This is a genomic window from Kitasatospora sp. NPDC001159 (genome assembly GCF_053598235.1).
The window spans coordinates 1-25,101 of record NZ_JBSFJV010000108.1; the positions used below are offsets into that span (position 1 = coordinate 1).

Annotated in this window: 24 protein-coding genes and 1 rRNA gene; 19 read left to right on the forward strand and 6 right to left on the reverse strand. The window is 73.2% G+C overall.

All coding sequences use genetic code 11. From position 1 onward, the window contains the following. The 5 genes from rrf to ACWC9T_RS34710 all read left to right on the forward strand — a co-directional run. A 5S ribosomal RNA gene (gene rrf, locus ACWC9T_RS34690) occupies window positions 1–83 on the forward strand; the annotation flags it as partial. A gap of 273 nt (window positions 84–356) precedes the next feature. Further along, window positions 357–2,948, forward strand: a complete 2,592-nt coding sequence (locus ACWC9T_RS34695) for an ATP-binding protein (protein WP_449825034.1) — start codon at window positions 357–359, stop codon at window positions 2,946–2,948. A gap of 111 nt (window positions 2,949–3,059) precedes the next feature. Continuing rightward, window positions 3,060–3,740 (forward strand): response regulator, encoded by a 681-nt coding sequence (locus tag ACWC9T_RS34700; protein WP_449825035.1) that lies wholly within the window; start codon window positions 3,060–3,062, stop codon window positions 3,738–3,740. A gap of 65 nt (window positions 3,741–3,805) precedes the next feature. Next, window positions 3,806–4,216: an OB-fold nucleic acid binding domain-containing protein gene (locus ACWC9T_RS34705; protein WP_380611506.1), complete on the forward strand. Its 411-nt coding sequence runs from the start codon at window positions 3,806–3,808 to the stop codon at window positions 4,214–4,216. Further along, entirely contained in the window at window positions 4,213–5,037 is an 825-nt protein-coding gene (locus tag ACWC9T_RS34710; protein WP_449825036.1) for a DUF3159 domain-containing protein, read from the forward strand. Before ACWC9T_RS34705 ends, ACWC9T_RS34710 begins: the two co-directional genes overlap by 4 nt. A 73-nt stretch (window positions 5,038–5,110) precedes the next feature. Here the strand turns inward: ACWC9T_RS34710 and ACWC9T_RS34715 are convergent, their stop codons facing one another. Continuing rightward, a complete protein-coding gene (locus tag ACWC9T_RS34715) occupies window positions 5,111–5,782 on the reverse strand; it encodes a potassium channel family protein (RefSeq protein WP_449825037.1) in 672 nt (223 codons plus the stop codon). After that, window positions 5,782–6,450: a potassium channel family protein gene (locus ACWC9T_RS34720; protein WP_449825038.1), complete on the reverse strand. Its 669-nt coding sequence runs from the start codon at window positions 6,448–6,450 to the stop codon at window positions 5,782–5,784. The genes ACWC9T_RS34715 and ACWC9T_RS34720 overlap by 1 nt, the downstream gene beginning before the upstream one ends. Before the next feature lie 247 nt (window positions 6,451–6,697). Between ACWC9T_RS34720 and ACWC9T_RS34725 the strand changes: the two genes are divergently transcribed. Together ACWC9T_RS34725 and ACWC9T_RS34730 are read left to right on the forward strand one after the other, a co-directional pair. After that, window positions 6,698–8,773, forward strand: coding sequence for an APC family permease (locus ACWC9T_RS34725; RefSeq protein WP_449825039.1), 2,076 nt, complete (start codon window positions 6,698–6,700; stop codon window positions 8,771–8,773). A gap of 284 nt (window positions 8,774–9,057) precedes the next feature. Next, window positions 9,058–10,410, forward strand: coding sequence for a class I SAM-dependent RNA methyltransferase (locus ACWC9T_RS34730; RefSeq protein ID WP_449825053.1), 1,353 nt, complete (start codon window positions 9,058–9,060; stop codon window positions 10,408–10,410). A gap of 68 nt (window positions 10,411–10,478) precedes the next feature. On the opposite strand, the gene ACWC9T_RS34735 is transcribed toward ACWC9T_RS34730, so the two are convergent. After that, on the reverse strand, window positions 10,479–10,673 hold the full coding sequence (locus ACWC9T_RS34735) for a hypothetical protein (protein WP_449825040.1): 195 nt from the start codon (window positions 10,671–10,673) through the stop codon (window positions 10,479–10,481). Between the two features lie 271 nt (window positions 10,674–10,944). On the opposite strand from ACWC9T_RS34735, the gene ACWC9T_RS34740 reads away from it, so the two are divergent. After that, window positions 10,945–11,181, forward strand: coding sequence for a toxin-antitoxin system HicB family antitoxin (locus tag ACWC9T_RS34740; protein ID WP_196947319.1), 237 nt, complete (start codon window positions 10,945–10,947; stop codon window positions 11,179–11,181). After that, complete coding sequence (locus ACWC9T_RS34745) at window positions 11,178–11,606, forward strand: fic family toxin-antitoxin system, toxin component (protein WP_449825041.1); 429 nt, start codon at window positions 11,178–11,180, stop codon at window positions 11,604–11,606. Before ACWC9T_RS34740 ends, ACWC9T_RS34745 begins: the two co-directional genes overlap by 4 nt. Window positions 11,607–11,636: 30 nt before the next feature. Here ACWC9T_RS34745 and ACWC9T_RS34750 read toward each other — a convergent pair whose 3' ends face one another. Next, window positions 11,637–12,491: a GNAT family N-acetyltransferase gene (locus tag ACWC9T_RS34750; RefSeq protein WP_449825042.1), complete on the reverse strand. Its 855-nt coding sequence runs from the start codon at window positions 12,489–12,491 to the stop codon at window positions 11,637–11,639. 188 nt (window positions 12,492–12,679) lie between these two features. On the opposite strand from ACWC9T_RS34750, the gene ACWC9T_RS34755 reads away from it, so the two are divergent. From ACWC9T_RS34755 to ACWC9T_RS34780, 6 genes are all read left to right on the forward strand, one after another. Further along, window positions 12,680–13,573: an ATP-grasp domain-containing protein gene (locus tag ACWC9T_RS34755; RefSeq protein WP_449825043.1), complete on the forward strand. Its 894-nt coding sequence runs from the start codon at window positions 12,680–12,682 to the stop codon at window positions 13,571–13,573. Further along, window positions 13,570–14,370: an ATP-grasp domain-containing protein gene (locus ACWC9T_RS34760; protein ID WP_449825044.1), complete on the forward strand. Its 801-nt coding sequence runs from the start codon at window positions 13,570–13,572 to the stop codon at window positions 14,368–14,370. Before ACWC9T_RS34755 ends, ACWC9T_RS34760 begins: the two co-directional genes overlap by 4 nt. Window positions 14,371–14,420: 50 nt before the next feature. Next, on the forward strand, window positions 14,421–15,254 hold the full coding sequence (locus tag ACWC9T_RS34765) for a putative RNA methyltransferase (protein ID WP_449825045.1): 834 nt from the start codon (window positions 14,421–14,423) through the stop codon (window positions 15,252–15,254). Between the two features lie 250 nt (window positions 15,255–15,504). Beyond that, on the forward strand, window positions 15,505–16,812 hold the full coding sequence (locus tag ACWC9T_RS34770; protein ID WP_449825046.1) for an AAA family ATPase: 1,308 nt from the start codon (window positions 15,505–15,507) through the stop codon (window positions 16,810–16,812). A 104-nt stretch (window positions 16,813–16,916) separates the two neighbouring features. Continuing rightward, window positions 16,917–17,258 (forward strand): nucleotide pyrophosphohydrolase, encoded by a 342-nt coding sequence (locus ACWC9T_RS34775; RefSeq protein WP_449825054.1) that lies wholly within the window; start codon window positions 16,917–16,919, stop codon window positions 17,256–17,258. A 166-nt stretch (window positions 17,259–17,424) separates the two neighbouring features. Beyond that, on the forward strand, window positions 17,425–18,054 hold the full coding sequence (locus ACWC9T_RS34780) for a DUF6099 family protein (RefSeq protein WP_449825047.1): 630 nt from the start codon (window positions 17,425–17,427) through the stop codon (window positions 18,052–18,054). On the opposite strand, the gene ACWC9T_RS34785 is transcribed toward ACWC9T_RS34780, so the two are convergent. After that, window positions 18,000–18,236 (reverse strand): hypothetical protein, encoded by a 237-nt coding sequence (locus ACWC9T_RS34785; protein ID WP_449825048.1) that lies wholly within the window; start codon window positions 18,234–18,236, stop codon window positions 18,000–18,002. The genes ACWC9T_RS34780 and ACWC9T_RS34785 overlap by 55 nt on opposite strands. A gap of 347 nt (window positions 18,237–18,583) precedes the next feature. Between ACWC9T_RS34785 and helR the strand changes: the two genes are divergently transcribed. Further along, a complete protein-coding gene (gene helR / locus ACWC9T_RS34790; protein ID WP_449825049.1) occupies window positions 18,584–20,743 on the forward strand; it encodes an RNA polymerase recycling motor ATPase HelR in 2,160 nt (719 codons plus the stop codon). 112 nt (window positions 20,744–20,855) lie between these two features. Next, window positions 20,856–21,155 carry a DUF6087 family protein gene (locus ACWC9T_RS34795; protein ID WP_449825050.1) on the forward strand — a complete coding sequence of 100 codons (300 nt, stop codon included), beginning with the start codon at window positions 20,856–20,858 and terminating at the stop codon, window positions 21,153–21,155. 119 nt (window positions 21,156–21,274) lie between these two features. Here the strand turns inward: ACWC9T_RS34795 and dapD are convergent, their stop codons facing one another. After that, complete coding sequence (dapD, locus tag ACWC9T_RS34800; RefSeq protein ID WP_449825051.1) at window positions 21,275–22,264, reverse strand: 2,3,4,5-tetrahydropyridine-2,6-dicarboxylate N-succinyltransferase; 990 nt, start codon at window positions 22,262–22,264, stop codon at window positions 21,275–21,277. A 140-nt stretch (window positions 22,265–22,404) separates the two neighbouring features. Between dapD and ACWC9T_RS34805 the strand changes: the two genes are divergently transcribed. Beyond that, entirely contained in the window at window positions 22,405–24,060 is a 1,656-nt protein-coding gene (locus ACWC9T_RS34805; RefSeq protein WP_449825055.1) for a 3' terminal RNA ribose 2'-O-methyltransferase Hen1, read from the forward strand. Next, the coding region (locus ACWC9T_RS34810; protein WP_449825052.1) for an AAA family ATPase at window positions 24,057–25,101 on the forward strand (1,045 nt) is incomplete at its 3' end. The genes ACWC9T_RS34805 and ACWC9T_RS34810, both read left to right, overlap by 4 nt.

The window sequence follows — 25,101 nt, forward strand, 5'->3', positions numbered from 1 at the left end:
ACATTCCGAACCCGGAAGCTAAGCCTCACAGCGCCGATGGTACTGCAGGGGGGACCCTGTGGGAGAGTAGGACGCCGCCGAACAATTCTTCAGAAGAGCCCCCATCCGGATTCCGGATGGGGGCTCTTCGCGTTTCCCGGAAATCGGACGAACCCCCGGTGAAGACCTCACGAGGGCCCGTGGACACCTCCCAAGTGACCCCCGCCGAGTGGCTGGTACTCCGTCAATATGTCGCTAAAACCGCATGATCAGTGCACTGATCAGCGGAATATCGCCTCTCACGCCGTAGTCTCGAAGGGAGGGGAACAGGTGTCCGGGGCTGGCTCCCGGACAGAGCCGGATCAAGAATGGTGCTCATGGGACGAGGCAGGCTGCGCATCTACCTCGGTGCGGCCCCCGGGGTCGGCAAGACGTACGCCATGCTCGCCGAGGCACACCGGCGGCAGGAGCGTGGCACGGACGTCGTGGTGGCGTTCGTGGAGGACCACGGCCGGCGGCGGACCGCCGACCTCGTCGCCGGGCTTGAGGTCGTGCTGCGGAGGCAGGTGGTGCACCGGGGTGCCAGGTTCTCCGAGATGGACGTGGACGCCGTGCTGGCCCGCCGCCCGCAGGTGGCCCTGGTGGACGAACTGGCCCACACCAACGTCCCCGGCTGTCGCAACGAGAAGCGCTGGCAGGACGTCGAGGAGCTGCTGGCGGCCGGGATCGACGTGATCTCCACCGTCAACGTCCAGCACCTGGAGTCGCTCGGCGACGCCGTCATGGGCATCACCGGGGTGCGTCAGCGCGAGACTGTCCCGGACGAGGTGGTCCGCCGGGCGGACCAGATCGAGCTGGTGGACATGTCCCCGCAGGCGCTGCGGCGGCGGCTGGCGCATGGCAACGTGTACGCGCCGGAGAAGATAGACGCCGCGCTGGCCAACTACTTCCGCCCGGGCAACCTGACCGCGCTGCGCGAGCTGGCGCTGCTGTGGACCGCCGACCGGGTGGACGAGTACCTGCAGAAGTACCGGGCCGAGCAGGGCATCGAGGGCACCTGGCAGGCCCGGGAGCGGATCGTGGTCGGCCTGACCGGCGGCCCCGAGGGGGCGACGCTGATCCGCCGGGCGGCCAGGATCGCGGCCCGCGTCTCCGGCGGGGAGCTGCTGGCCGTGCACATCTCCCGCTCGGACGGGCTCGCGGGCTCGGGCTCGCCGCAGACGCTGATCGAGCAGCGCGCGTTGGTGGAGAGCCTAGGCGGCTCCTTCCACAACGTCCTGGGCGACGACCCCGCTGCCGGGCTGCTGGACTTCGCCCGTGGCGTGAACGCGACCCAGATCGTGCTGGGTACGAGCCGTCGCCCCGGCTGGCAGTACCTGTACGGGCCGGGCGTCGGCACCACGGTCACCCAGAAGGCCGGGGACATCGACGTCCACATGGTCACCCACGAGCACGCCGGGCACGGGCGGCGCAGCAAGGTACCGGTGCGCCGGATCACCGACCTGGGCCGGACCCGGACGATCGCCGGCTGGCTGATCGGGCTGGCCGGTCCGCCGGTGCTGGCGCTCGTGCTGACCGCGATCGGCGGGCTGGGCCTGTCCACCGACATGCTGCTGTTCCTGTCGTTGACGGTGTGCGCGGCGCTGGTGGGCGGGCTGCTGCCGTCGATCGGCTCGGCGCTGGTCGGCTCCTCGGTGCTGAACTACTACTTCACGCCGCCGTTGCACACCTTCACCATCAACGAGCCGCAGAACATCATGGCGGTGGCGATATTCACCATCGTCGGCTGTTCGGTCGCGTCCGTGGTGGACCTGGCTGCCCGGCGCACCCACCAGGCGGCCCGCGCCCAGGCCGAGGCGCAGACGCTCAGCGCGCTGGCCGGCACGGTGCTGCGCGGCGCGCCGAACGGCGACGGGGTGCTGACCGCACTGATGGAGCAGGTCCGGGAGACCTTCGGGCAGGAGAGCGCCGCGCTGCTGGAGCGCCCGGAGCCGATGGACGCCTGGCTGCCGGTGGCGACCGCCGGGCCGCGCCCGCCGGAGCGGCCCGAGGAAGCCGATGTGGACGTGCCGGTCGGGGAGAGCCTGGCGCTGGTGCTACGCGGCCGGGTGCTGCCCGGGGCCGACCGGCGTCTGCTCGGGGCCTTCGCCGCGCAGGCCGCCGTGGTCCTGGAGCGCCGCAGGCTGGCCCGGGAGGCCGCCGCGGCCCGTCGGGAGGCCGAGGGCAACCGGATCCGGACCGCTCTCCTGGCTGCCGTCTCGCACGACCTGCGCACCCCGCTGGCCGGCATCAAGGCCTCGGTGAGCTCGCTGCGCTCGGCCGACGTGGACTGGGACCCGGAGGACGAGGCCGAGCTGCTGGCCGGGATCGAGGCCGGGGCGGACCGCCTGGACCACCTGATCAACAACCTGCTCGACATGAGCCGGCTGCAGACCGGTACCGTCACCCCGCTGATCCAGGAGACCGACCTGGACGAGGTGGTGCCGTACGCGCTGGGCGGGGTGCCGCCGGAGACGGTCCGCCTGGACGTCCCGGAGACGCTGCCGATGATCCGGGCCGACGGCGGGTTGCTGGAGCGTTCGCTGGCCAACCTGGTCGAGAACGCCGTCAAGTACAGCCCGGACGGCGTCAAGGTGCTGGTCAAGGCCGACGCCCTGGAGCAGCCGGGCGGGCCGGGCCGGGTGGAGCTGCGGATCGTGGACCGCGGCCCGGGGGTGCCCGAGGACGCCAAGGAGAGGATCTTCGCGCCGTTCCAGCGCTACGGGGACGCGCCGCGCGGTGCCGGGGTGGGCCTCGGGCTCGCGGTGGCGCGCGGTTTCGTCGAAGCGATGGACGGTACCGTCACCGCCGAGGACACCCCCGGCGGGGGTCTCACCATGGTCGTCAGCCTGCCCGCCGCGGAACGGCCGCCAGAACCGGGTGAGCCGACCGGGGATGGCCACGATCCGCTCTCGCAGCTGATCACGTGAGCCCCGGCGGCGGACCGGCCGTGCCCGTGGCCGCCCGGTGTCGCCCGTCGTACCTTCAGCTGAGCCGCACAGTCCGATAGATCCGACAGCCCTGAAAGGCGGAGCCCGTAAATGACCCGGGTCCTCGTCGTGGACGACGAACCGCAGATCGTCCGCGCGCTGGTGATCAACCTCAAGGCCCGTAAGTACGAGGTCGACGCGGCCCATGACGGGGCGAGCGCGCTGGAACTGGCGGCCGCCCGCCATCCGGACGTGGTCGTCCTCGACCTGGGCCTGCCCGACATGGACGGCGTCGAGGTGATCCGCGGCCTGCGCGGCTGGACCCGGGTGCCGATCATCGTGCTGTCGGCCCGGCAGGCCTCCGACGAGAAGGTCGAGGCCCTGGACGCCGGTGCCGACGACTACGTCACCAAGCCGTTCGGAATGGACGAGCTGCTCGCCCGGATGCGCGCCGCCGTGCGCCGGGCCGAGCCGGTGGCCGGAGAGGACGACTCGCTGGTCGTCACCGAGAGCTTCACCGTCGACCTCGCCGCCAAGAAGGTCAACCGGGACGGCACCGACGTACGCCTCACGCCCACCGAATGGCACCTGCTGGAGGTGCTGGTCCGCAACGCCGGCCGACTGGTCAGCCAGACCCAGCTGCTCCAGGAGGTCTGGGGCCCGGCCTACCGCACCGAGACCAACTACCTGCGGGTCTACCTCGCCCAGCTGCGCCGCAAGCTGGAGCGCGACCCCTCGCACCCGCGCCACTTCATCACCGAACCGGGCATGGGCTACCGCTTCGAGAGCTGATCACGGAGGCCTCCGGCGGTCCGTTGGCCTGCCGCCGGGGGTCCGGAAACCGGTACCCTGCCGACATGAGTGGTGACAACAGCAGCGGCCAGCCGCCGGGGCGATTCCGCCGCATGCTCAGCCGGCTGACCTCCTCGGCCGAGGAGCTTGACGCCGAGGACCTGCGCCAGGAGAGTGCCGCCGAGTCCGGCTGCCGGCCGATCGCCGGCTGCGCGGACCGGGAGCTGGTCACCGTCGCGGGCACGCTGCGCACGGTGACGCTCCGCCCGCGGGCCGGTGTCCCGGCCCTGGAGGCCGAACTCTTCGACGGCACCGAGGCGCTGGAGGTGGTCTGGCTCGGTCGCCGCTCGATCGCGGGCATAGAACCGGGTCGTCGGCTGGTCGCCAGCGGCCGGATCAGTCACGCACGCGGGCGCCGCGTGCTGTTCAACCCCCGCTATGAGCTGCGTCCGGTCGGACACGGGAGCGAAGCGTGAGCAACCACCCCGGCGGCGACGCCGCCGCCCGGATCGACCTGGACGCCGCCGACGTGGCCGCCTGGCAGGACGTCGCAGCCACGGAGGCGGTGGACGGTCTGACACGGTCGATCGAGGGTGCCGCATCCGCCGTCGAGCAGCCCCTCGACCCGGCGGCCGCCGAGGCCGCCCGTCAGGCCGCGTCCAAGGAGGCGGCCGACACCGTCCTGCAGGCCTTCGGCGGCGTGCGCGGCATGGTCGACATGACGCTGCCCGGCCTGGTCTTCATCGTCACGTACAACATCACCCACCAGGTCAGCGCCGCCGCCTGGGCCGCGCTCGGCCTGAGCGGCCTGTTCGTGGTGGTCCGGCTGGCGAAGCGGGAGACCATCCAGCACGCCTTCAGCGGCGTGTTCGGCGTCGCCCTCGGCGCCTGGATCGCGATGAAGAGCGGCAAGGCCGAGGACTTCTACCTGCCCGGCCTGCTCTGGAACGTCGGCTACTGCGTGGCCCTGGCGGCCTCCGCGCTGGCGCGCTGGCCGATGATCGGGGTGATGCTCGGCCCGATCACCGGCGAGATGTTCACCTGGCGCAAGGAGAACCCGGGCCGCCTGGCCGCCTACACCAAGGCGACCTGGGCCTGGGTGGCGATCATGGGCCTCAAGCCGGTGATCCTCTTCCCGCTGTACTTCACCCACAACGTCAACCTGCTCGGCTGGCTGAAGGTCGCCCTCGGCATCCCGCCGCTGCTGCTGGCGATGTACGTGACCTGGCAGATCCTGCTGAAGGCGCCGCCGCCGATCAAGGCGCAGCTGGACGACGAGGAGGAGCCGGCGAAGTAGCCGCTCCCACCGGAAGTACGGCGGAGGGCCCTCACCCCCGGGGGTGCGGGCCCTCCGCCGTGTCTGCGCGTCCTTACTGGGCGCCGGAGGTGGCCGAGAGCAGCCGTTCCAGCTCCTCCTCGCGCTCCTGGGCGGCGACGAAGAGCAGCTCGTCGCCGCCCTCCAGGGTGTCGTCCTTGCCCGGCACCAGCACCCGGCCCTCGCGGATGATGCTCACCAGCGCGGTGTCCTGCGGCCAGGTCACGTCGCCCACCCGGGTGCCGACCAGCTCGGCCTCGCCGGCCAGGGTCAGCTCGACCAGGTTGGCGTTGCCCTGACTGAAGCGCATCAGACGGACCAGGTCGCCGACGCTGACCGCCTCCTCGACCAGGGCGGACATCAGGCGCGGGGTGGAGACGGCCACGTCCACACCCCAGGACTCGTTGAAGAGCCACTCGTTCTTCGGGTTGTTCACCCGGGCGACCACCCGCGGCACCGCGTACTCGGTCTTGGCGAGCAGCGAGACGACCAGGTTGACCTTGTCGTCGCCGGTCGCGGCGATCACCACGTGGCAGCGCTGCAGCGCTGCCTCGTCCAGCGAGGTGATCTCGCAGGCGTCGGCCAGCAGCCACTCCGCCATCGGGACCCGCTCCACCGAGATGGAGTTCGGGTTCTTGTCTATGAGCAGGACCTCGTGGCCGTTCTCCAGCAGCTCGCCCGCGATCGAGCGGCCCACGGCACCGGCCCCGGCAATGGCGACCCGCATCAGTGACCCTCCTCCTTCGGCCCCTGCGCGAACGAGGCCTCGACCGCCGTCAGGTCGGTCCGGCGCAACATCACGTGCACCAGGTCGCCCTCCTGCACCACCATCTGCGGCGAGGGCAGCACGCCCTCGCCGAGTCGGGTGACGAAAGCCACCCGGGCGCCGGAGGCCTCCTCCAGCATGCTGATCCGGTGGCCGACCCAGTTCGGGTGGTAGGCGACCTCGGCCAGCTGCACGCCGCCGCTCGGGTCCTGCCACAGCGGCTCGGCGCCGCTCGGCAGCAGCCGGCGCAGCATCTGGTCGGCGGTCCAGCGGACCGTCGCCACGGTCGGGATGCCCAGGCGCTGGTACACCTCGGCGCGGCGCGGGTCGTAGATCCGGGCCGCGACGTTCTCGACGCCGAAGGTCTCCCGGGCCACCCGCGCGGCGATGATGTTGGAGTTGTCGCCGCTGGAGACGGCGGCGAAGGCGTCGGCCTCCTCGATGCCCGCTTCGCGCAGGGTGTCCTGGTCGAAGCCGACCCCGGTCACCCGGCGCCCGTTGAACCCGGCGCCCAGCCGACGGAACGCGGTCGGGTCCTGGTCGACCACGGCCACCGAGTGGCCCTGTTTCTCCAGCGCTCTCGCGAGGGCGGAGCCCACGCGGCCGCAGCCCATGATGACGATGTGCACCGGCGCTACCTCACCCGTTCCGTAGGGTTCTTGACCTGCGCAAACACCGTTCATCTCCCTTTCCCGCCCGGTCGTTCCGGGGCGAGCGTTCTCGTGGGGTGTCGGCCGGACACCGCTCGACAACCTGAGTGTTGCCCACCGACTCGTATCCGACACGCTAGCCGGTCCACCGAACGCAGTCGCGACGAAGGGGGGGATAAGCGGCGCAAGCCCTGCTGGCAAACCCCTACGATTCCTTAACGTGCCTATGTCGACTGACCTTCCGAAACGCATCCTGATCGGGCGCGCCCTGCGCAGTGACAAGCTCGGGGAAACCCTTCTTCCCAAGCGGATTGCGCTTCCCGTCTTCGCCTCGGACGCGCTCTCCTCGGTCGCGTACGCCCCCGAGGAGATCCTGCTCACGCTCTCCGTCGCGGGGGCCTCGGCGATCAACTTCTCCTGGCAGATCGGCCTCGTCGTGGCGATCGTGATGCTCGCCGTGGTCGCCTCCTACCGACAGAACGTGCACGCCTACCCGAGCGGGGGTGGCGACTACGAGGTCGCGACCGTCAACCACGGGCCGGCCGCCGGCCTGGTGGTGGCCGCCGCCCTGATGGTCGACTACGTGCTGACCGTGGCCGTGTCGACCACCTCCGGCGTCGCCAACGTGGTCTCCGCCGTCCCCTCACTGCGAGGGCACGAGATGATCGTCTCGGTGGTCGTGGTCGTGCTGCTGATGGGCATGAACCTGCGCGGCGTGCGCGAGTCCGGTGGTGCCTTCGCGGTGCCCACCTACGCCTTCATGGCGGGCGTGATCGGGATGGTCGGCTACGGCGTCTTCCGGCACTACGTGCTCGGCCAGGACATGCCCGCCGAGAGCTCCGGCTTCCACCTCGCCGCCACCCCCGGCAACGACTCGCTGGCCGGCTTCGCGATGGTGTTCCTGCTGCTGAAGTCCTTCTCCTCCGGCTGCGCCGCGCTCACCGGCGTGGAGGCGATCTCCAACGGCGTGCCGGCCTTCCGCAAGCCGAAGAGCAAGAACGCGGCCACCACGCTGTTGATGATGGCGACCATCGCCGTGGTGATGTTCATGGGCATCATCTGGCTGGCCCGGTTGACCGGGGTGCAGATGGCCGAGAACCCGGCCGAGCAGCTGGTCGGCTCCGGCCCCGGTTACCACCAGAAGACCGCGCTGGCCCAGATCAGCGAGGCCGTCTTCAACAACTTCACGCCCGGCTTCTACTTCGTCGCCGCCGTCACCGGCCTGATCCTGGTGCTGGCCGCCAACACCGCCTTCAACGGCTTCCCGGTGCTCGGCTCGATCCTGGCCCAGGACCGCTACCTGCCGCGCCAGCTGCACACCCGGGGCGACCGGCTGGCCTTCTCCAACGGAATCATCCTGCTGGCGATCGCCGCGATCCTGCTGATCATCGCCTTCGACGCGGACCCGACCAGGCTGATCCAGCTCTACATCGTCGGCGTCTTCGTCTCCTTCAACATGAGCCAGTCCGGCATGATCCGGCACTGGACCCGACTGCTGCGCACCGAGACCGACCCGGCTGAGCGCCGCCGCATGCAGCGCAGCCGGGCGATCAACGGCTTCGGCCTGGTGATGACCACGGCCGTGCTGATCGTCGTGCTGGTCACCAAGATCGGCCACGCCTGGATCGCGATCGCCGCGATGGCCGTGCTGTTCGTGATGATGAAGGGCATCCGCAGCCACTACGACCGGGTCTCCGAGGAGCTCACCGCCGCCGAGGAGCCGGACGACGTGGTGCCGCCCACCCGGGTGCACGCGATCGTGCTGGTCTCCAAGCTGCACAAGCCGGCGCTGCGCGCCCTCGCGTACGCCAGGCTGGCCCACGCCCACACCCTGGAGGCGATCACCGTCAACGTCGACCCGGCGGACACGACGGCGCTGCGGCAGGACTGGGACGAGCGCGGCATCGAGGTGCCGCTGAAGGTGCTGGACTCGCCGTACCGCGAGATCACCGGGCCGGTCCTGGACTACGTGAAGAACCTTCGGCGCAGCAGCCCGCGTGACGTGGTCGCGGTCTACATCCCCGAGTACGTGGTCGGCCACTGGTACGAACACCTGCTGCACAACCAGAGCGCGCTGCGGCTCAAGGGGCGGCTGCTGTTCAAGCCCGGGGTGATGGTCACCTCGGTGCCCTGGCAGCTGGAGTCCTCGGAGCGGCGCAAGCCGCAGAAGGCCTGGTCGCCGCCGGGTGCCGTCCGCCGTGGCGAGCCCCAGGCGCCGAAGGCCGTAAAGTCGAAGGATTCCGTCTCCACCGGTGCGACCGCCGGTGACTCCTCCGACCGCAGCAAGGACTCCTCCCAGTGACGCGCAACACTCCGCCCCGTTTCTCGGGCTCCTCCGGCAAGGGCGGCGCCCGTCGGGGCGGCTCCCAGCCCGGGCAGGTGTCCCGGCCGCGCTGGGGCCGGCCGAACCGCCCGGAGGCCACCGACCGTGACGGCCTGACGGCGCGGACAGCGCCGATCGTGCCGGGGGAGGCCCCCGCCGAGAAGCCCGCGGGCACCGAGAAGCCCGCCCGCGCCGAGAAGGATGCCGCCGCCGGGGCGGGCCGGAAGGCGCCGCGCAAGCAGGCGGTGCGGCCGCCGAAGGCGCTGCGCACCGCTGCCGCGGCGCCCGCGCGGCGGCCGGAGAAGCCGTCCGGGGAGCCGCTGGTCGGGGAGCGCTACGAGGTCGAGGTCGGCCCGGTCGCGCACGGCGGCGGGCACTGCGTGGCCCGGCACGAGGGGCGGGTGCTGTTCGTCCGGCACGCGCTGCCCGGCGAGAAGGTGGTCGCGCTGGTGACCGAGGGCACCACCACCTCGCGGTTCCTGCGGGCCGACGCGGTGGAGGTGCTGGAGCCGGCCAAGGAGCGGATCGAGGCGCCGTGCCCGTTCGCGGGGCCGGGCAAGTGCGGCGGCTGCGACTGGCAGCACGTGACCCCGGGCGGGCAGCGCAAGCTCAAGGCTGCGGTGCTGGCCGAGCAGCTGGCCAAGCTGGCCGGGCTCACCCCGGCCGAGGCGGGCTGGGACGGCAGCGTCGAGCCGGTCGGCGGCAAGCTGCCGGCCGGGCAGGTGCCGGCCTGGCGCACCCGGGTGCAGTACGCGGTGGACGCGGAGACCGGCAAGGTCGGCCTGCGCAAGCACCGCTCGCACGAGGTGCAGCCGGTGGACCGCTGCCTGATCGCCGCCGAGGGCGTCACCGAGCTGGGCATCGAGTCCCGCGACTGGCCGGGCGTGGCCACCGTCGAGGCGGTCGCCGCGACCGGCTCCTCGGACCGCCAGGTGGTGCTGACCCCGCGCCCCGGTGCCCAGCTGCCGCTGGTCGAGCTGGACAAGCCGGTGTCGATCGCCCGGGTGGACGAGCAGGGCGACATCCACCGGGTGCACGGGCGCACCTTCGTGCGTGAGCGGGCGGCCGGGCGGACCTGGCGGGTCAGCAACGGCGGCTTCTGGCAGATCCACCCGGAGGCGCCGGACACCCTGGTCGACGCGGTGCTGGAGGGCCTGGACCCGCAGTGGGGCGAGAACGCGCTCGACCTGTACTGCGGCGTCGGCCTGTTCGCGGGCGCGCTGGCCGACCGGGTCGGCGAGGAGGGCGCGGTGCTCGGCATCGAGTCGTCCAAGCAGGCCGTGGTCGACGCCCGGCACAACCTGGCCGCGCTGGACAACGTGCGGATCGAGTGCGACCGGGTCGAGACGCTGCTGCCGCGCACCGGCATCACCGCCACCGACCTGATCGTCCTGGACCCGCCGCGCGCGGGCGCCGGGCGCGAGACGGTCGCGCACCTGGTCGGCCTGGAGGCGCGCCGGATCGCGTACGTGGCCTGCGACCCGGCGGCGCTCGCCCGGGACCTGCAGTTCTTCCGCGAGGGCGGCTACCGTCCGGTCTCGCTGCGGGCCTTCGACCTGTTCCCGATGACGCACCACTTCGAGTGCGTGGCGATCCTGGAGCCGGCCGGGGAGTGACCCCCGATGTTCGAGGAGGCGGCACCCCGCGGCGTACGGGGCCGTCTCCTCGGCGTTTCGGGGCGCGGTTACTCGTTGCGCTCCTCTTCCTCGGCGCTGTGCGGCAGGTCGATGCCGTGCTGGGCGGCGAGCCGGAGGAGCCCGGCGATCCGGCCCTCGTACGCCTGGACGCCGTCGGCGTCCCCTTCGGCCCGGGCCGCCGCGAGGTCCCGGCGGGCCTGGGCGAGCTGCTCGCGCAGCTCCTGGTCGAACATGGCTGTCATTGCCGGCCTCCACACCGGTCGGTGCCGCTCGGGGGAACGCTCAGGAGAGTTCAGGGTCCCGGATGCTGAAGGACTCTTCAAGTCTCGCTCGTCCTGGTGGGGTGGGGCGGCGCCGGGGCGGGTATGGGAGCTGGGCCGTCCCCGGCGGGTCCGATGGGGGGCCTCGGTGACGGATTCACCGACGGGAGGTTACGAGGGGGCGTGCGGCAGGTGTGCGGGCGGTGTGCACGCGCCCTTGTTGTGCTAGCGCTTCAGCGCTAGCTTGAGCGGCATGGGCAAGAAGCAGCTGAACGTCCGAGTGGACGCCACGACCGCGGAGATGGCCCGGGAACGGGCGGAGCAGCAGGGGATCAGCATGAACCAGTACATCGAGCGCCTGGTCCAGCAGGACATGGGTGAGTCCGGGCGGGCCTTCGTCGACGCGGCCGCGCAGTTCATGAAGGAGTACGAGACGGCGTTCCTCGCCGAGTTCGGGGAGCCGGGCGAACTCCAGGACGTGCGCCGTTGAAGCTGGAGGTCGACCTCTCGTGGCTGCTCATGACCGCCGAGCAGTACACGCCCGGTGACCCGCAGGTCACCGACTACGGCTCGCTGCTCGCGGCCGTCACCCGGCACCAGGCCGAGATCTTCGACATCGCGGTCTACCCCGAACCGCAGGACCGCGCGGCCGCGCTGATGCACCAGCTGATCCGGGTGCCGGCCCTGGAGAAGACCAACGAGCTCTACGCGACCGCCGTCGCCTACGCCTACCTCGTCGCCAGCGGCTGCACCGTCGCCACCACCGCCCGCGAGGTGCGCAGCCTCTCCCGGGCCATCCGGGAGGGGCGGCTCGGCGTGTCCGGGGTCGCGGAACGGCTGGCGGCCTGGGTGGTCGACGAGGCCGAGGAGGAGGGCGTCAGCGGGGCGGACGACGAGGACGAGGACGACGACTGACCGCCGGAGCCCCGTCCTCGCCGCTGCCGCCTAGGGCTCCGCGATGAGGGCCGTCGCGAACGGGCGGAAGCCGGCCCGGAGGTAGATCCGGGCGACGTCCTCGTCGGAGGCGGACAGGAACACCGTCCGCACGCCGTTGGCGCGGGCGTGCGCCACCAGGGCGGCGGTGACCGCCAGACCCAGGCCGCGACGGCGCGCGGACGGCAGCGTCCCGACCCCGACCACCTCGGTGACCGGGCCCACCGGGTTGTGCTGGCCCGCGCACAGCGCCTCGGCGCCGTCCAGGGCGGCGGCCAGCACGGTGACGCCGTCGGTGATCCGCCGGGCGATCCGCGCCACACCGCCCTCGGCCGTCAACCTCGCCGCGCTCTCGGCCAGTTCGGCCGCCCCGGCGGGGCCGGCGGCGGTGCCCGGGTTGCCGAAGGCGACGTGCGGGACGGCGACCGCGTCGGCCAGCTCGGGAGCGTCCGCGGCCAGCACCCGTACCGTCACCAGCTCGGGCAGCTCGGGCGCCGGGGCCGGCTCCTCCTGCGGGCCGAGCACCAGCAGCGGGTGCTCGTGCACCGTCAGCCCGGCCGCCTCCACGGCCGCGCGCAGCTCGGGGTTCTGCTCGGCGACCCACTCGAAGGCCTCCGGCGCGCCCACCTCCCGCTGTCGCTCCAGTACCTTGCGGACGTCCTCGGCGGTGGCGGGCGGGCCGTCGTGGCCGAGTGTCGGGCGGGCGTAGTACTGCCAGCCGATGCTGCCCCTGCGGACGAACAGGGTCAGCGGGCCGAAGTCCTCGGCGTCGGCGGCACTGCGCGGCACGGTGTCGTAGTAGCGCTCGATCTCGTCGAGCAGGGCGCGGTCGTCGGGAGCATGGTCAGAGGAAGTCACGGCGTGCATCCAAGCAGGGGCGTTGCCGGGTCGCCACCGATTTGCCCGGACGGGCCGCGGGTCGTGGATTGTTGCCGAACGCTTACCGGCTCGCGGTGATCTTGTGCGTGTACGCCGGGCATGCTGAACGCTTCACAGCTCTGCCGAGGGGGACGGCGGACGTCCGCACTCGGCGAGGCAAGGAGGAAGACAGGCCCATGAGGCTCTGCTTTCTGGTGGAGGAGCACTACCGGCGGGACGGGATGCCGCTGGACGTGGCGCGTCAACTCGTCGAGTGGGGGCACCGGGTGGACGTGCTGCGTCCCGGGGACGCGCTGATGGCGATCTCCGAGGCGGTGCGGGCCGGCAGCCACGACGCCTGGGTACTCAAGACCGTCTCCGGCGGGCCCGGGCTCACCCTGCTGGAGGCGGCCGCAGCGGTCGGCCTGACCACCGTCAACGACGTGCGCTCGATCCGCGGCGTCCGGGACAAGGCGCTCGCCTCGGTCATCGCCCGCACCCGCGGCCTGCCCGTCCCGGTCACCTACGCCGCCGCCCGCTGGGAGCGGCTGGCCGAGATACCGGTGGCCGAGTACCCGCTGGTCGTCAAGCCGGCCGACGGTAGCTCCGGGCGGGGCGTTCGGCGGGTGGCCGGGCCCGACGACCTGCCCGGCCTCGGGCCCGAACTCGCGGGCGAGGGGCTGCTGATCGCGCAGCCGTACGTGCCCAACTCCGGGACGGACCTCAAGGTGTACTGCGTCGACGGCGAGTTCTTCGCGACGGAACGTTCCTCCCCGCTGCACCCCGGGCAGGGCGTGCGCGAGCGGCAGGTGCCGCTGCCGGCGAGCGTGGCGCGGATCGCGGCGCAGGTCGGCGAGGTGTTCGGGCTGGACCTGTACGGGCTCGACGTGCTGCTCGGGCCGGACGGGCCGGTGGTGGTGGACGTCAACGACTTCCCGAGCTTCCGGCAGGTGCCGGACGCGGTGGCCCGGGTCGCCCGGGCGGTGCTGCGCCTCGCGCGCAGCGGGACCGCCGTGTCGGCGCCCGTGCTGGTGCCGGCGGGTGGCGACTCGTACGGCCGACTCGACCTGATGGAAGGGGACTTGCTGTGAGGATCGGGCTGATCGCGCGCGACCCGGGGCACCCGGTGCTCGCGGCCGCCGCAGAACTGCTGGTGCGGTGCGGGTGCGAGGTGGAGGTCGTCCCGCCCGGCGGGGCGGTGGGGGAGCCCGCCGAGGTCTACCTGCTCAAGGCCCGCACGCCGCAAGCGCTCTCGCTGGCCCGCGAGTTGGAGCGGCGGGGCGCAGTCGTGGTGAACTCGGCGGCGGCGACCGAACTCTGCCAGGACCGGGTGCGGATGGCGGAACTCGCCCGGGGCGCCGGGCTGCCGTTCGCGGTGACCGTCGCGGCCGGGCGGCTGGCCGAACTCGCGCCGCCGAGTTACCCCTTCGTGGTCAAGAGTCGGCACAGCCGGCGGCACGACCTGGTCGCGCGGGTCGACGGCGCGGCCCGGCTGCGGGAGCTCGTCGAGCACTGGGGAGACGAGGAGGTCGTCACCCAGCCGTACCTGCCCGGGAGCGGCTGGGACCAGAAGCTCTGGGTGGTCGACGGTCGGGTGTTCGCGGCTCGGCGGCGCTCCGAACTGTCCCCGGGCGACGGGGAGCCGGGGATGGCGGGGGAGTGGGAGCCGCCCGCCGGGCCGGCCGCGCTCGCGCTGCGGGTGGGGGAGGTGTTCGGGCTCGACGTCTACGGGGTCGACCTGCTGGACGGGGCCGCCGAGCCGGTCATCGTGGACGTCAACGCCTTCCCTGGGGTGCGCGGGCGGCCCGGCGCGCCGGAAGCGCTCGCCGGGCTCGCGCTGCGGATGGCGGCGGAGCGGGGGCGGGTCTCAGCGGGCCGGGGTCGTTAGGCTGGCCGGGCCCCGAACGGCCGGGGCGAACGGCGAGAGAAGACGGAACGTTGCTGCAGGACATCGAGCCCTACCTGGCCTGCCCCCACTGCGCGCAGGCCCTCACCCGGCACGATCGCAGCCTGCGCTGCCCCGCCGGGCACAGCTTCGACCTCGCCAAGCAGGGCTACGTCAGCCTCCTCGCCGGCGACGCCCACACCGGCACCGGCGACACCGCCGAGATGGTCGCCGCCCGCGCCGACTTCCTCGCCGCCGGCCACTACCGGCCGATCGCCGACGCCCTCGCCGAGGCCGCCACGGCCGTCGCCCCCGAGGGCCTGGTCGCCGACCTCGGCGCCGGCACCGGCCACTACCTGGCCCACGTCCTCGACGCCCTGCCCGGCCGGGTCGGCGCCGCCCTGGACATCTCCAAGTTCGCGCTGCGCCGCGCTGCCAAGGCCCACCCCAGGATCGGCGCGGTGGTCTGCGACGCCTGGCGCCCGCTGCCGCTGCGCGACGCCTCCGCCGACCTGATGCTCAACGTGTTCGCGCCGCGCAACGGACCGGAGATCCGGCGGGTGCTGCGCCCCGGCGGCACCCTGCTGCTGGTCTCGCCCACCGCCCGCCACCTGCGCGAACTCGTGGCCGCGCTCGGGCTGCTGTCGGTGGACGAGGAGAAGCAGCGCCGGATCGACGAGAAGCTCGGGCCCCACCTGACGCCGGTGGAGCAGCGGGAGGTCGAGTTCACCCTGCGGCTGGCGCCGCAGGACGTCCGTACCGTCGTCGGCATGGGGCCGAGCGCCTGGCACACCGACCGGGAGCGGCTCGACGCGGCGCTGGCGGGGCTGCCGGATCCGGTCGGGGTGACCGCCTCGGTGACGGTAGCGAGCTACCGGCGGCCGTAGGCAGGACCTGGGCGGGCGTTGGGCACGGCCTGTGGGCAGGTTCTTGCTGTGGGCAGGCTCTCGGCAGGCCGTGGGCGGGTCCTGGGTCACCAATGGGTGGCCCCGTCGCCACGTTGGGATGAATTTGATGCGCAGGCACGTTTCTCCCGATCGGGCTGCGGCTAACGTCCGACGGGTGAATCGCGACGCCGCCGCGCCCGCCGGGCCGGCCCATCTGCGACCGGGCACTCCGGGGCCCGACCGGCCGCCCGTGCCACGTCCCACCGTCGAGGAGCTCCGGCTCACCGCCTTCAAGTCGTACCGGCGCGCCGTCCTGCCGCTCGCGCCGCTCACCGTGCTGCACGGGCCGGCCGGGGTGGGCAAGTCCAACGCCCTCGACGCGCTGGCCGTGCTGTCCCGGCTCGCCCTCGGCGAGGCGATCGCCGACTCCCTGGACGGGCTTCCGGACCGCACCGGCCCGCTCGCCACGCCCGTGCGCGGGGGCCTGGACGGGTGCGCGCCGCACGGGCGGGACGCCGTCATCCTGGGCTGCACCGTCCGCTCACCGCGCGGCCGGATCCGGCTCGACCTGGTGATCCGCACCGACGGTCCGGTCCGGATCGCCCGGGAGTCGCTCAGCCTCGACGGCCGGACGCTGGTGGACACCGGCGAGCAGGACGTGCGCAACCGGCGCGTCAACGTCTGCTGGCACAACGACACCCGGCAGGGCGACATCCGGGCGCCGCTCCCCAGCGGCACCATGATCACCGCGCAGCTGCCGCTGCGGGTGGCCGGCTCCTCCACCGGCGAACGGCTGGTCCTGGCCGCCGTCGAGGACCTGCTCACCGCGCTGCGCGAAGTCTTCCCGCTGCACCCGGTCCCGGCCCTGATGCGCGGCTGGGCCAAGGCCGATCCGCAGGCCCGGCTGCGCAGCAACGCGGCCAACGTCTCGGCCGTGATCAACCGGCTGAACAACGAGTGCCCGCGCCGGTACGGGCAACTGCTGCGGGCCGTCCAGGCCGCCGCGCCGCACCCGCTGCTCGGGCTCACCCTCGCCGAGCGCGAGAGCGGGGGCGTGCGGCGGGTGCTCGCCGTCTTCGACGAGGGCGTGCTCGGGCGCACCGGGGCCGACCAGGCCTCTGACGGCATGCTGCGCCACCTCGCCTTCGCGGCGGTGCTGCTCACCGGGGCCGGGGTGCTCGACCTCGACGTGGCCGCCGAGGTGCCCTGGGCGCACCGGCAGCTCACCGTGCTTGCGGAGGACCTCGGGGCCGGGCTCGCCACCGAGCAGACCGCCTCGCTGCTGCGGCTGGCGCGGGACATGGCGGGGCGCAACCAGCTGCGAGTGGTGGCCGCGCTGCAGGAGCCGGCGGCGGCGCGGGAGGCGCTCGGAGCGGGCCGGGAGCGGTCGGGGGAGACGGCGCTGGTGGAGTGCCGGCGCGATCCGGGGTCGGGGTTCACGGTGCTGCGGCCGGAAGCGGCGCGGGTGCCGGTGCAGTGCGCGCGTGGGGACGGGGACGGGGGCGGGGGTGCTCCGGCGGTGCTGGGGGACGCGGATGCGGTAGACCTGGAGGCGTGAACGAGCGAGTGACGAGGCCGGGGGAGCCGGGCGGGCCCGGGAGGTCCGCGGAGCGTGCGGGGTCGGCTTGGCGTGCGGCGTCAGCGGAGGCCGGGGAGCTGACGCTGGAGGTCCTGCGTCAGCGGCTGGTGGACTTCGCGGCGGCGCGGAGCTGGGAGCCGTACCACACGCCGAAGAACCTGGCGGCGGCGCTGAGCGTGGAGGCGGGGGAGCTGCTGGAGATCTTCCAGTGGCTCACCCCCGAGCAGGCGGCCGCCGTGATGTCCGACCCGGAGCGGGCCCACCGGGTGCGTGACGAGGTCGCGGACGTGCTCGCGTACCTGGTGCAGTTCTGCACGGCGGTCGGGGTGGATCCGCTGGAGGCGCTCGCGGCCAAGATCGAGCGCAATGAGCACCGCTTCCCGGTGCCGGGAGGGGCGGCCGACGTCAATCCTGACGTGGGCTGATCACCCGTGTGCGGGATGGAAGTTATCCACACCCCCGGGTTTTCCACAGCTTCGGAATTGGTGGATGCGGATCGGCCCGCTTCCCCGCACGCTTTCGCCGTGACCACTCGACCGCCCCGGCGGCGGTCGGGGGCGACGGCGACAGCGAGCGGAAGGAGCGGGGTCCATGGAGGCGCTGCGACTGATCAAGACGGCCCGGTACGCGCTGACCGAGGCCAGGCACGTACCGGATGTGCTGGCCGAGGCGCGGCAGGCCGCACTGCTCACCGAGGCGGTGGGCGCCAGGTTGGCGGAGTCGGAGGACGAGGAGCTGAGCGGACTCGGCCAGCAGCTCTCCGAGGCGGGGGCGCACGCGGCGGTCTGCCTGGACCGGTCCGTCCCCAAGGCCTCCCTGGTGAGCGGCGGACGGGTCGGGCGGCTCACCGAACTCGGTGAGCCAGAACCGGTGTTGGAGGCGCTGGACGAGCTGCTGCGGGAGGTCGGGGAGACGCTGGTGGTGCTCGCCTGCGGGGCCGAGACCGAAAGCCTCTACTGGACGTGCATCGACGGCGTGGACGCGGTGTCGGAGTGCAAGGACGTGGCCGTACGACTGCGCGGGGCGGTGGGCCGGGGCGGGGGAGCGGAGCCCACGGCGCTCGGCGGGGCGGAGCCCGAACGGGTCGGCCGGGGCTCGCCGTTACTGGTGGTCCGGCTCGGCCCGCCGGGCGCTGACGGGCCGATGGCGCAGGAGCGGGCGCCGGACTACCGGGTGCCCGGCGCGGCCGAGGCTTCGGAGGTCTCGGTGCCGGCCAGGTAGGCGGCACCCGGGGCGGCGCCCCGGGTGCCGGACTGCAGCTCGGCGAGGTCCGCGGTCACCGAGGCGAGCAGTTCCTGCATCTGCTCCAGGAGGCTCTTGGGGGTCGCGGGCCCGGCCGCGGCGCCGGTGGCCGAGCCCGTCGGGCTGCTCGGGAGCTGCGGCGTGGCAGAGGGTTCGGACATGGCGGGACCTCTTCGGATCGGTGGTGCGGTGTGCCGCAGCGACCAACGAACCGTTCCGGCGGCCGGTCACCGCTGACCACCCGATGCGGTCCAACTCCGGTACGCCGTAAGCCACTCGGGTGATCCTGGATTGCCGCCGCGGTGTGGCCTCGGCTAGGGACCGGGTCGGCGAGAGGAGTGCGGGGGGCGACGGAGGCGCCTGCGAAAGGAGCGGAAGGAAGAAAGGAGAAGAAGGGAAAGGGGGAGAACCCACCCCTTGCCACTCTCAACGTATAGCGCACCAGGGGTCTTGCGGCAAGGCCCTGGTGATGGCCCAGAATCGCTGGCCTCAGATCGGAGCTGATGCCATGAACCCCCTGACCACCAGTGCTTTCGACCTTCCCGAGCGCCTTTCCGCCAAGGCCGACCCGGCGCTGATCGCGGGCGACGAGCGGCACTTCGCGGACATCGCGGAGAGCCTGGAGCAGGCGATCGCCGAACTGTCCGACCAGCTCGACGCGGTGCGCCGGGCACCGGGCGGCGCCGGGCAGGCGGCGATGGATCGGGACATCGAGGTCCACCGGCTGAGCGGCCGGCTGCGCGCGCTGCGTCGCTACGGCCTGGACCTGTGCCTCGGGCGGATCGTCGCCGCCGACGACGAGGAGCCGGTGTACATCGGCCGGCTCGGGCTCACCGACAGCGAGGGCCGTCGGCTGCTGGTCGACTGGCGCTCGCCCGCGGCCGAGCCGTTCTTCGCGGCCACCCACGGCGACCCGATGGGCCTGGTCAGCCGCCGCAGGTACCGCTGGACCCGCGGCCGGATCGCCGACTACTGGGACGAGGTGTTCACCGCCGAGGGCCTGGAGGGGCACGCCGCGCTGGACGACCAGTCCGCCTTCATCGCCAGCCTGGGCGGCAACCGCTCGGCCCGGATGCGGGACGTGCTCGGCACCATCCAGGCCGACCAGGACGCCGTCGTCCGGGCCGGCTCGCGCGGCGCCCTGGTGGTCGACGGCGGTCCCGGTACCGGCAAGACCGTGGTCGCCCTGCACCGCTCCGCCTACCTGCTGTACTCCGACCCCCGCCTCGGCCACCGGCGCGGCGGCGTACTGTTCGTCGGCCCGCACCAGCCCTACCTGGCCTACGTCGCCGACGTCCTGCCCAGCCTCGGCGAGGAGGGCGTGCGCACCTGCACCGTGCGGGACTTCCTCCCCGAGGGCGCGGGCGCGGTGAAGGAGGCCGACCCGGAGGTGGCCCGGCTGAAGTCCTCCGTCGACATGGTGAAGGCGATCGAGAAGGCCGTCCGGTTCTACGAGAAGCCGCCGACCGAGGGGATGGCGGTGACCACCTACTGGTCCGACCTCTGGCTGAGTGCCGAGGACTGGGTCGAGGCCTTCGACGCCCCGGACCCGGGCACCCCGCACAACGAGGCGCGCGAGCAGATCTGGGACGAGCTGGTCACGATCCTGACGGACAAGCTGGAGCAGGACGACGAGGAGGTCTCGCCCGAGCTGTTCCGGCGCTCGCTGAAGCAGGACCGGGAGCTGGTCGAGACCCTCAACCGCGCCTGGCCGCTGCTCGACGCGACCGACCTGGTCGGCGACCTCTGGTCGGTGCCCGCCTACCTGCGGACGTGCGCGCCGCACCTCGCCCCCGAGGAGGTCCGCAAGCTCCAGCGCAAGCACGCCCCGCAGGCCTGGACGGTCGCCGACCTGCCGCTCCTGGACGCGGCCCGGCAGCGGCTCGGGGACCGCGAGGCCACCCTGCGCCGACGCGGCCACCAGGCCTCGGTGGCCGCCGAGCGCGAGCGGATGGCCGACGTGATCGGCGGCCTGCTCCAAGCCGACGACGACGGCGAGGGCGTGGTGACGATGCTGCGCGGCCGGGACCTCCAGGACACCCTGATCGACGAGGCTGCGCTGCCCGGCGCCGACGCGGAGCCGCTGGCCGGTCCGTTCGCGCACATCGTCGTGGACGAGGCCCAGGAACTCACCGACGCGGAGTGGCAAATGCTACTGCTGCGCTGCCCGTCCCGGAGCTTCACCATCGTCGGGGACCGCGCCCAGGCCAGGCACGGCTTCACCGAGTCCTGGCAGGAGCGCCTGCAACGGGTCGGGCTCGACCGCACCGTCATGGCCTCGCTGAGCATCAACTACCGCACCCCGGAGGAGGTCATGGCGGAGGCCGAGCCCGCCATCCGGGCGGCCCTGCCGGACGCCAATGTGCCGACCTCGGTGCGCAGCAGCGGCATCCCGGTCCGGCACGGTGCGGTGGCGGAGCTGGAGGCGGTGCTCGACACCTGGCTCGCCGAGCACGCCGAAGGGGTCGCCTGCGTCATCGGCGCTCCGGGCTTCGAGGAGCGGCCGCGGGTCCGCTCGCTCACCCCGGAGCTGGCCAAGGGGCTCGAATTCGACCTGGTCGTCCTGGTCGATCCGGAGGCGTTCGGCGAGGGCGTCGAGGGAGCGGTCGACCGCTACGTCGCGATGACCAGGGCGACCCAGCGGCTCGCCGTCCTGAGGAGCCGCTGATGGCGCGGTAGGGAGCGAGCGGGGCCGGGAGGTTCGGGCGGCGGGGCCGGTGCGTCCCCCGGTCGAGTGACGAGGGTGCCGATCAACGGGGTGAGGAGGCCAGACTGGGGCGATGGACGAGGACGAACCGCTGGCGTCGTGGGCCGCGAGGCGGGAGCAACGGCTGCGGCCGATCGGGCAGTTGAGGGCCGTACGGCTCACGCAGGAACAGCAGCGGGGTGCCCATGTGGCGCCGGGTGAGCCGCGGCTGATCGTGCGGTGGGACGGCTACCAGTGGCTGGCGGAGACGGTGGCCGAGGACTACGCCGCCGCCCAGCGGATCCTGCACGGGATCGAGGGCGACGGGCTGCGGCGGCCGCCCTACCCGGCGCCGCGGCAGCGCCGGGCGCCGGGGCGCCACCGCCGGCCGTAGGAGCGTCGTGGGGGCGGCTGCCGCGTCGCAGAACGCCTGCGGAACCCGCAGAACGCCCGGAGAACGCCGAAGGGGTCCGGCGCATCCAGCGCCGGACCCCGGGGACCGCTGCCCGAAGGTCAGTTGTGGGCGTGCAGGTCCGCGTTCAGGCCGCCCCAGGAGCCGGAGCGGGCGATGACTTCGACCGCGCCGGTCTGCGAGTTGCGGCGGAACAGCAGGTTGTCCTGGCCGGACAGCTCGACGGCCTTGGCCACCGCGCCGTCCGGGGTGGTGACCCGGGTGCCGGCGGTGACGTACAGGCCGGCCTCGACCACGCAGTCGCTGCCGAGCGAGATGCCGATGCCCGCGTTGGCACCGAGCAGGCAGCGCTCGCCGACCGAGACGACCTGCTTGCCGCCGCCGGACAGGGTGCCCATGATCGAGGCGCCGCCGCCGATGTCGCTGTGGTCGCCGACCACGACGCCCGCGCTGATCCGGCCCTCGACCATCGAGGTGCCGAGGGTGCCGGCGTTGAAGTTGACGAAGCCCTCGTGCATCACGGTGGTGCCGGGCGCCAGGTGGGCGCCGAGTCGGACGCGGTCGGCGTGGGCGATGCGCACACCGGCCGGGGCGACGTAGTCGGTCATCCGCGGGAACTTGTCGATCCCGTAGACGGCCAGCTGGCCGCCCTGGGCGCGGACGGCGAGGCGGGCCTGCTCGACCTTGTCCACCGGGACGGGGCCGATGCTGGTCCACGCGACGTTGGCGAGCAGACCGAAGATGCCGTCCAGGTTCTGGCCGTGCGGCTTGACCAGGCGGTGGCTGAGCAGGTGCAGGCGCAGGTACACGTCGTGGGTGTCGAGCGGCTTCTCGTCCAGCGAGGCGATGGTGGTGCGCACGGCGACCACCTCGACGCCCCGGCGGGCGTCGGCGCGCAGGGCGTCGGCGGCACCGGCGCCGAGCTCGGCCTCGGCCTGCTCGGCGGTCAGGCGGACGGTGCCGGCCGGGCCGGGCTCGGCGGCCAGCACGGGGGCGGGGAACCAGGTGTCGAGGACGGTGCCGTCGGCGGCGATGGTGGCCAGACCGGTGGCCACGGCGCCGTTCGGGAGGGAGGTGGATTCAGCAGTCACACCGTGCACGTTAACCAATGCGGGGCCGACGTGCCGAACACGCCCACCGTCCGGACGTGCCCTGCGGACCCGCAGGTCGGCGGGGCGAGCGGCGGGAAAACCCGGTGCTCGGAGGCCCCGTGCTGGGCATACTCAGCCGGGTGTTCATGTCGATCTCCACCATCGGCAGCGCCGAGAACCCGGCCACGGATCTCGGGTTCCTGCTGCACAAGCATCCCGGCAAGGTCCAGCGGTTCACGACGTCGCACGGCGAGGCCCACGTCTTCTACCCCGAGGCGGCGGACGAGGTCTGCACGGCGGTGCTGCTGCTGGACATCGACCCCATCGCGCTGGTCCGCAAGGGTCGGGGCAACGGCAGGGGTCGCGGCGGCTCGCCTGACTTCGCGCTCGCCCAGTACGTCAACGACCGCCCGTACGCCGCGTCCTCGCTGCTCGCGGTGGCGCTGCGGACGGTGTTCCGGTCCGCGATGAAGGGCGACTGCCCGGCCCGCCCCGAACTGCCGGGGCAGGCCCGCCCGCTGCGGATCGAGCTGCCCGCCGTGCCCGCGAACGGCGCGGGCGAGGGCGGTGGCCCGGCGATGGTGGCCAGGCTGTTCGAACCGCTGGGCTGGCGGGTCGAGGCGACGGCGATCCCGCTGGACGAAGCCTTCCCGGAGTGGGGCGAGTCCCGCTACGTGCGGATCGCGCTCGCCGCGGAGTCCGTACGGCTCGCCGACGCGCTCCAGCAGCTGTACGTGCTGCTGCCGGTGCTGGACGGGGCCAAGCACTACTGGGTCGCCCCGGACGAGGTGGACAAGCTGCTCGCCGCCGGCGAGGGCTGGCTGGCCGCCCACCCGGAGCGCGCCCTGATCGCCCGCCGCTACCTGTCCCGGCGCTGGTCGCTGACCCGGGCCGCGATGGAACGGCTGGAGCTGGCCCGGCTGGCGGAGGCGGACGACCGCGAGGTCGAGGAGATCGACAACGCGGTCGACGACCGGCCGGAGGAGGAGAGCGCCGACTTCACCGGGACCGACGGGACCGCCGAGATCGCTGAGACCACCGGGAACAGCGGGCACACCGGGAACAGCGAGCAGCAGCAGCCTGAGCGGCCCCGCCGACCCTCGCTCGCCGAGCAGCGCCGCACCGCGATCCTCACCGCCCTCCACGAGACCGGCGCGGCCCGGGTCGCCGACCTCGGCTGCGGCCAGGGCGAGCTGATCGGTGAGCTGCTGAAGGACGCCCGGTTCACCGACATCCTCGGCGTGGACGTGTCCACGCGGGCGCTGCAGGCGGCGAGCCGCAAGCTGCGCCTGGAGCGTCTGCCCGAGCGGCAGGCGGCCCGGGTGACGCTGGCGCAGGGCGCGCTGACGTACACCGACGCCCGGCTGAAGGGCTACGACGCGGCGGTGCTGTGCGAGGTGATCGAGCACCTGGACCTGCCGCGGCTGCCCGCCCTGGAGTACTCGGTGTTCGGCGCCGCCCGTCCGAAGGCCGTCGTGGTCACCACGCCCAACGTGGAGTACAACCCGCGCTGGGAGAGCCTCCCGGCGGGCAGCGTCCGGCACGCCGACCACCGTTTCGAGTGGTCCCGCGCCGAGTTCCGCGCCTGGGCCGAGAAGGTCGCGGCCGCGTACGGCTACACGGTCGAGCTGCGTCCGGTCGGCCCCGAGGACGAGGAGGCCGGCGCCCCGACCCAGCTCGCCCTTTTCCGCGCCGGATCCGGCCCCGACCGGACCGCCGCGACCACCACCGCTGGCACAACGACCACCACCACGACGACCACCACCGCCACGCCCGAAGGAGGCGAACTCCGATGACCAACGACGAAACCGGGAGCACCACCCCCCGCCGCCTCCCCGTCACCGACGTCTCCCTGGTCGTCCTGATCGGCACCAGCGGCGCGGGCAAGTCCAGCTTCGCCCGCCGCCACTTCCTGCCCACCCAGGTGGTCTCCTCCGACTTCTGCCGCGGCCTGGTCGCCGACGACGAGAACGACCAGTCGGCCTCCGCCGAGGCCTTCGACGTCCTGCACTACATCGTCGGCAAGCGCCTCGCGGCCGGCCGCCTCACCGTGGTGGACGCCACCAACGTCCAGCCCGAGACCCGTAGGCAGCTGATCAGGATCGCCCGCGAGCACGACGTGCTGCCGATCGCGATCGTGCTGGACGTCCCGCCCGGCGTGTGCGCCGAGCGCAACCGCTCCCGCCCGGACCGCCAGCTGCCCGCCCACGTCGTCCCGCGCCAGCACCGCGAGCTGCGCCGCTCACTGCGCGGCCTGGAGCGCGAGGGCTTCCGCAAGGTGCACGTCCTGCGCGGCGAGACCGAGGTGGCGGCCGCCGAGATCGAGCTGGAGAAGCGCTACAACGACCTGCGCCACCTCACCGGCCCGTTCGACATCGTCGGCGACATCCACGGCTGCCGCTCCGAGCTGGAGACCCTGCTCACCCGCCTCGGCTACACCCTCGCCCGGGACGCCGAGGGCCGCCCGGTGGACGCCGTCCACCCCGCGGGCCGCACCGCGCTCTTCGTCGGCGACCTGGTCGACCGCGGCCCCGACACCCCGGGCGTGCTGCGCCTGGTGATGGGCATGGTGGCGGCCGGCCACGCGATCTGCGTGCCCGGGAACCACGAGAACAAGCTCGGCCGGGCGATGGACGGCAAGAAGGTGACCGTCGCGTACGGCCTCCAGGAGTCGCTGGACCAGCTGGCCGGTGAGAGCGAGGAGTTCAAGGCCGAGGTCCGCGCCTTCATGCGCGGCCTGGTCAGCCACTACATGCTGGACGGCGGCGCCCTGGTGGTCTGCCACGCCGGTCTGCCGGAGAAGTACCACGGCCGCAACTCCGGCCGGGTCCGCTCGC

What these genes read in the sequence shown, in the direction of transcription:
- ACWC9T_RS34695 (WP_449825034.1), top strand. Translation starts at nt 357, where the DNA reads ATGGGACGAGGCAGGCTGCGCATCTACCTCGGTGCGGCCCCCGGGGTC.
- ACWC9T_RS34700 (WP_449825035.1), top strand. Translation starts at nt 3,060, where the DNA reads ATGACCCGGGTCCTCGTCGTGGACGACGAACCGCAGATCGTCCGCGCG.
- ACWC9T_RS34705 (WP_380611506.1), top strand. Translation starts at nt 3,806, where the DNA reads ATGAGTGGTGACAACAGCAGCGGCCAGCCGCCGGGGCGATTCCGCCGC.
- ACWC9T_RS34715 (WP_449825037.1), bottom strand. Translation starts at nt 5,782, where the DNA reads ATGCGGGTCGCCATTGCCGGGGCCGGTGCCGTGGGCCGCTCGATCGCG.
- ACWC9T_RS34725 (WP_449825039.1), top strand. Translation starts at nt 6,698, where the DNA reads ATGTCGACTGACCTTCCGAAACGCATCCTGATCGGGCGCGCCCTGCGC.
- ACWC9T_RS34735 (WP_449825040.1), bottom strand. Translation starts at nt 10,673, where the DNA reads ATGACAGCCATGTTCGACCAGGAGCTGCGCGAGCAGCTCGCCCAGGCC.
- ACWC9T_RS34740 (WP_196947319.1), top strand. Translation starts at nt 10,945, where the DNA reads ATGGGCAAGAAGCAGCTGAACGTCCGAGTGGACGCCACGACCGCGGAG.
- ACWC9T_RS34750 (WP_449825042.1), bottom strand. Translation starts at nt 12,491, where the DNA reads ATGCACGCCGTGACTTCCTCTGACCATGCTCCCGACGACCGCGCCCTG.
- ACWC9T_RS34755 (WP_449825043.1), top strand. Translation starts at nt 12,680, where the DNA reads ATGAGGCTCTGCTTTCTGGTGGAGGAGCACTACCGGCGGGACGGGATG.
- ACWC9T_RS34780 (WP_449825047.1), top strand. Translation starts at nt 17,425, where the DNA reads ATGGAGGCGCTGCGACTGATCAAGACGGCCCGGTACGCGCTGACCGAG.
- ACWC9T_RS34785 (WP_449825048.1), bottom strand. Translation starts at nt 18,236, where the DNA reads ATGTCCGAACCCTCTGCCACGCCGCAGCTCCCGAGCAGCCCGACGGGC.
- helR (WP_449825049.1), top strand. Translation starts at nt 18,584, where the DNA reads ATGAACCCCCTGACCACCAGTGCTTTCGACCTTCCCGAGCGCCTTTCC.
- ACWC9T_RS34795 (WP_449825050.1), top strand. Translation starts at nt 20,856, where the DNA reads ATGGACGAGGACGAACCGCTGGCGTCGTGGGCCGCGAGGCGGGAGCAA.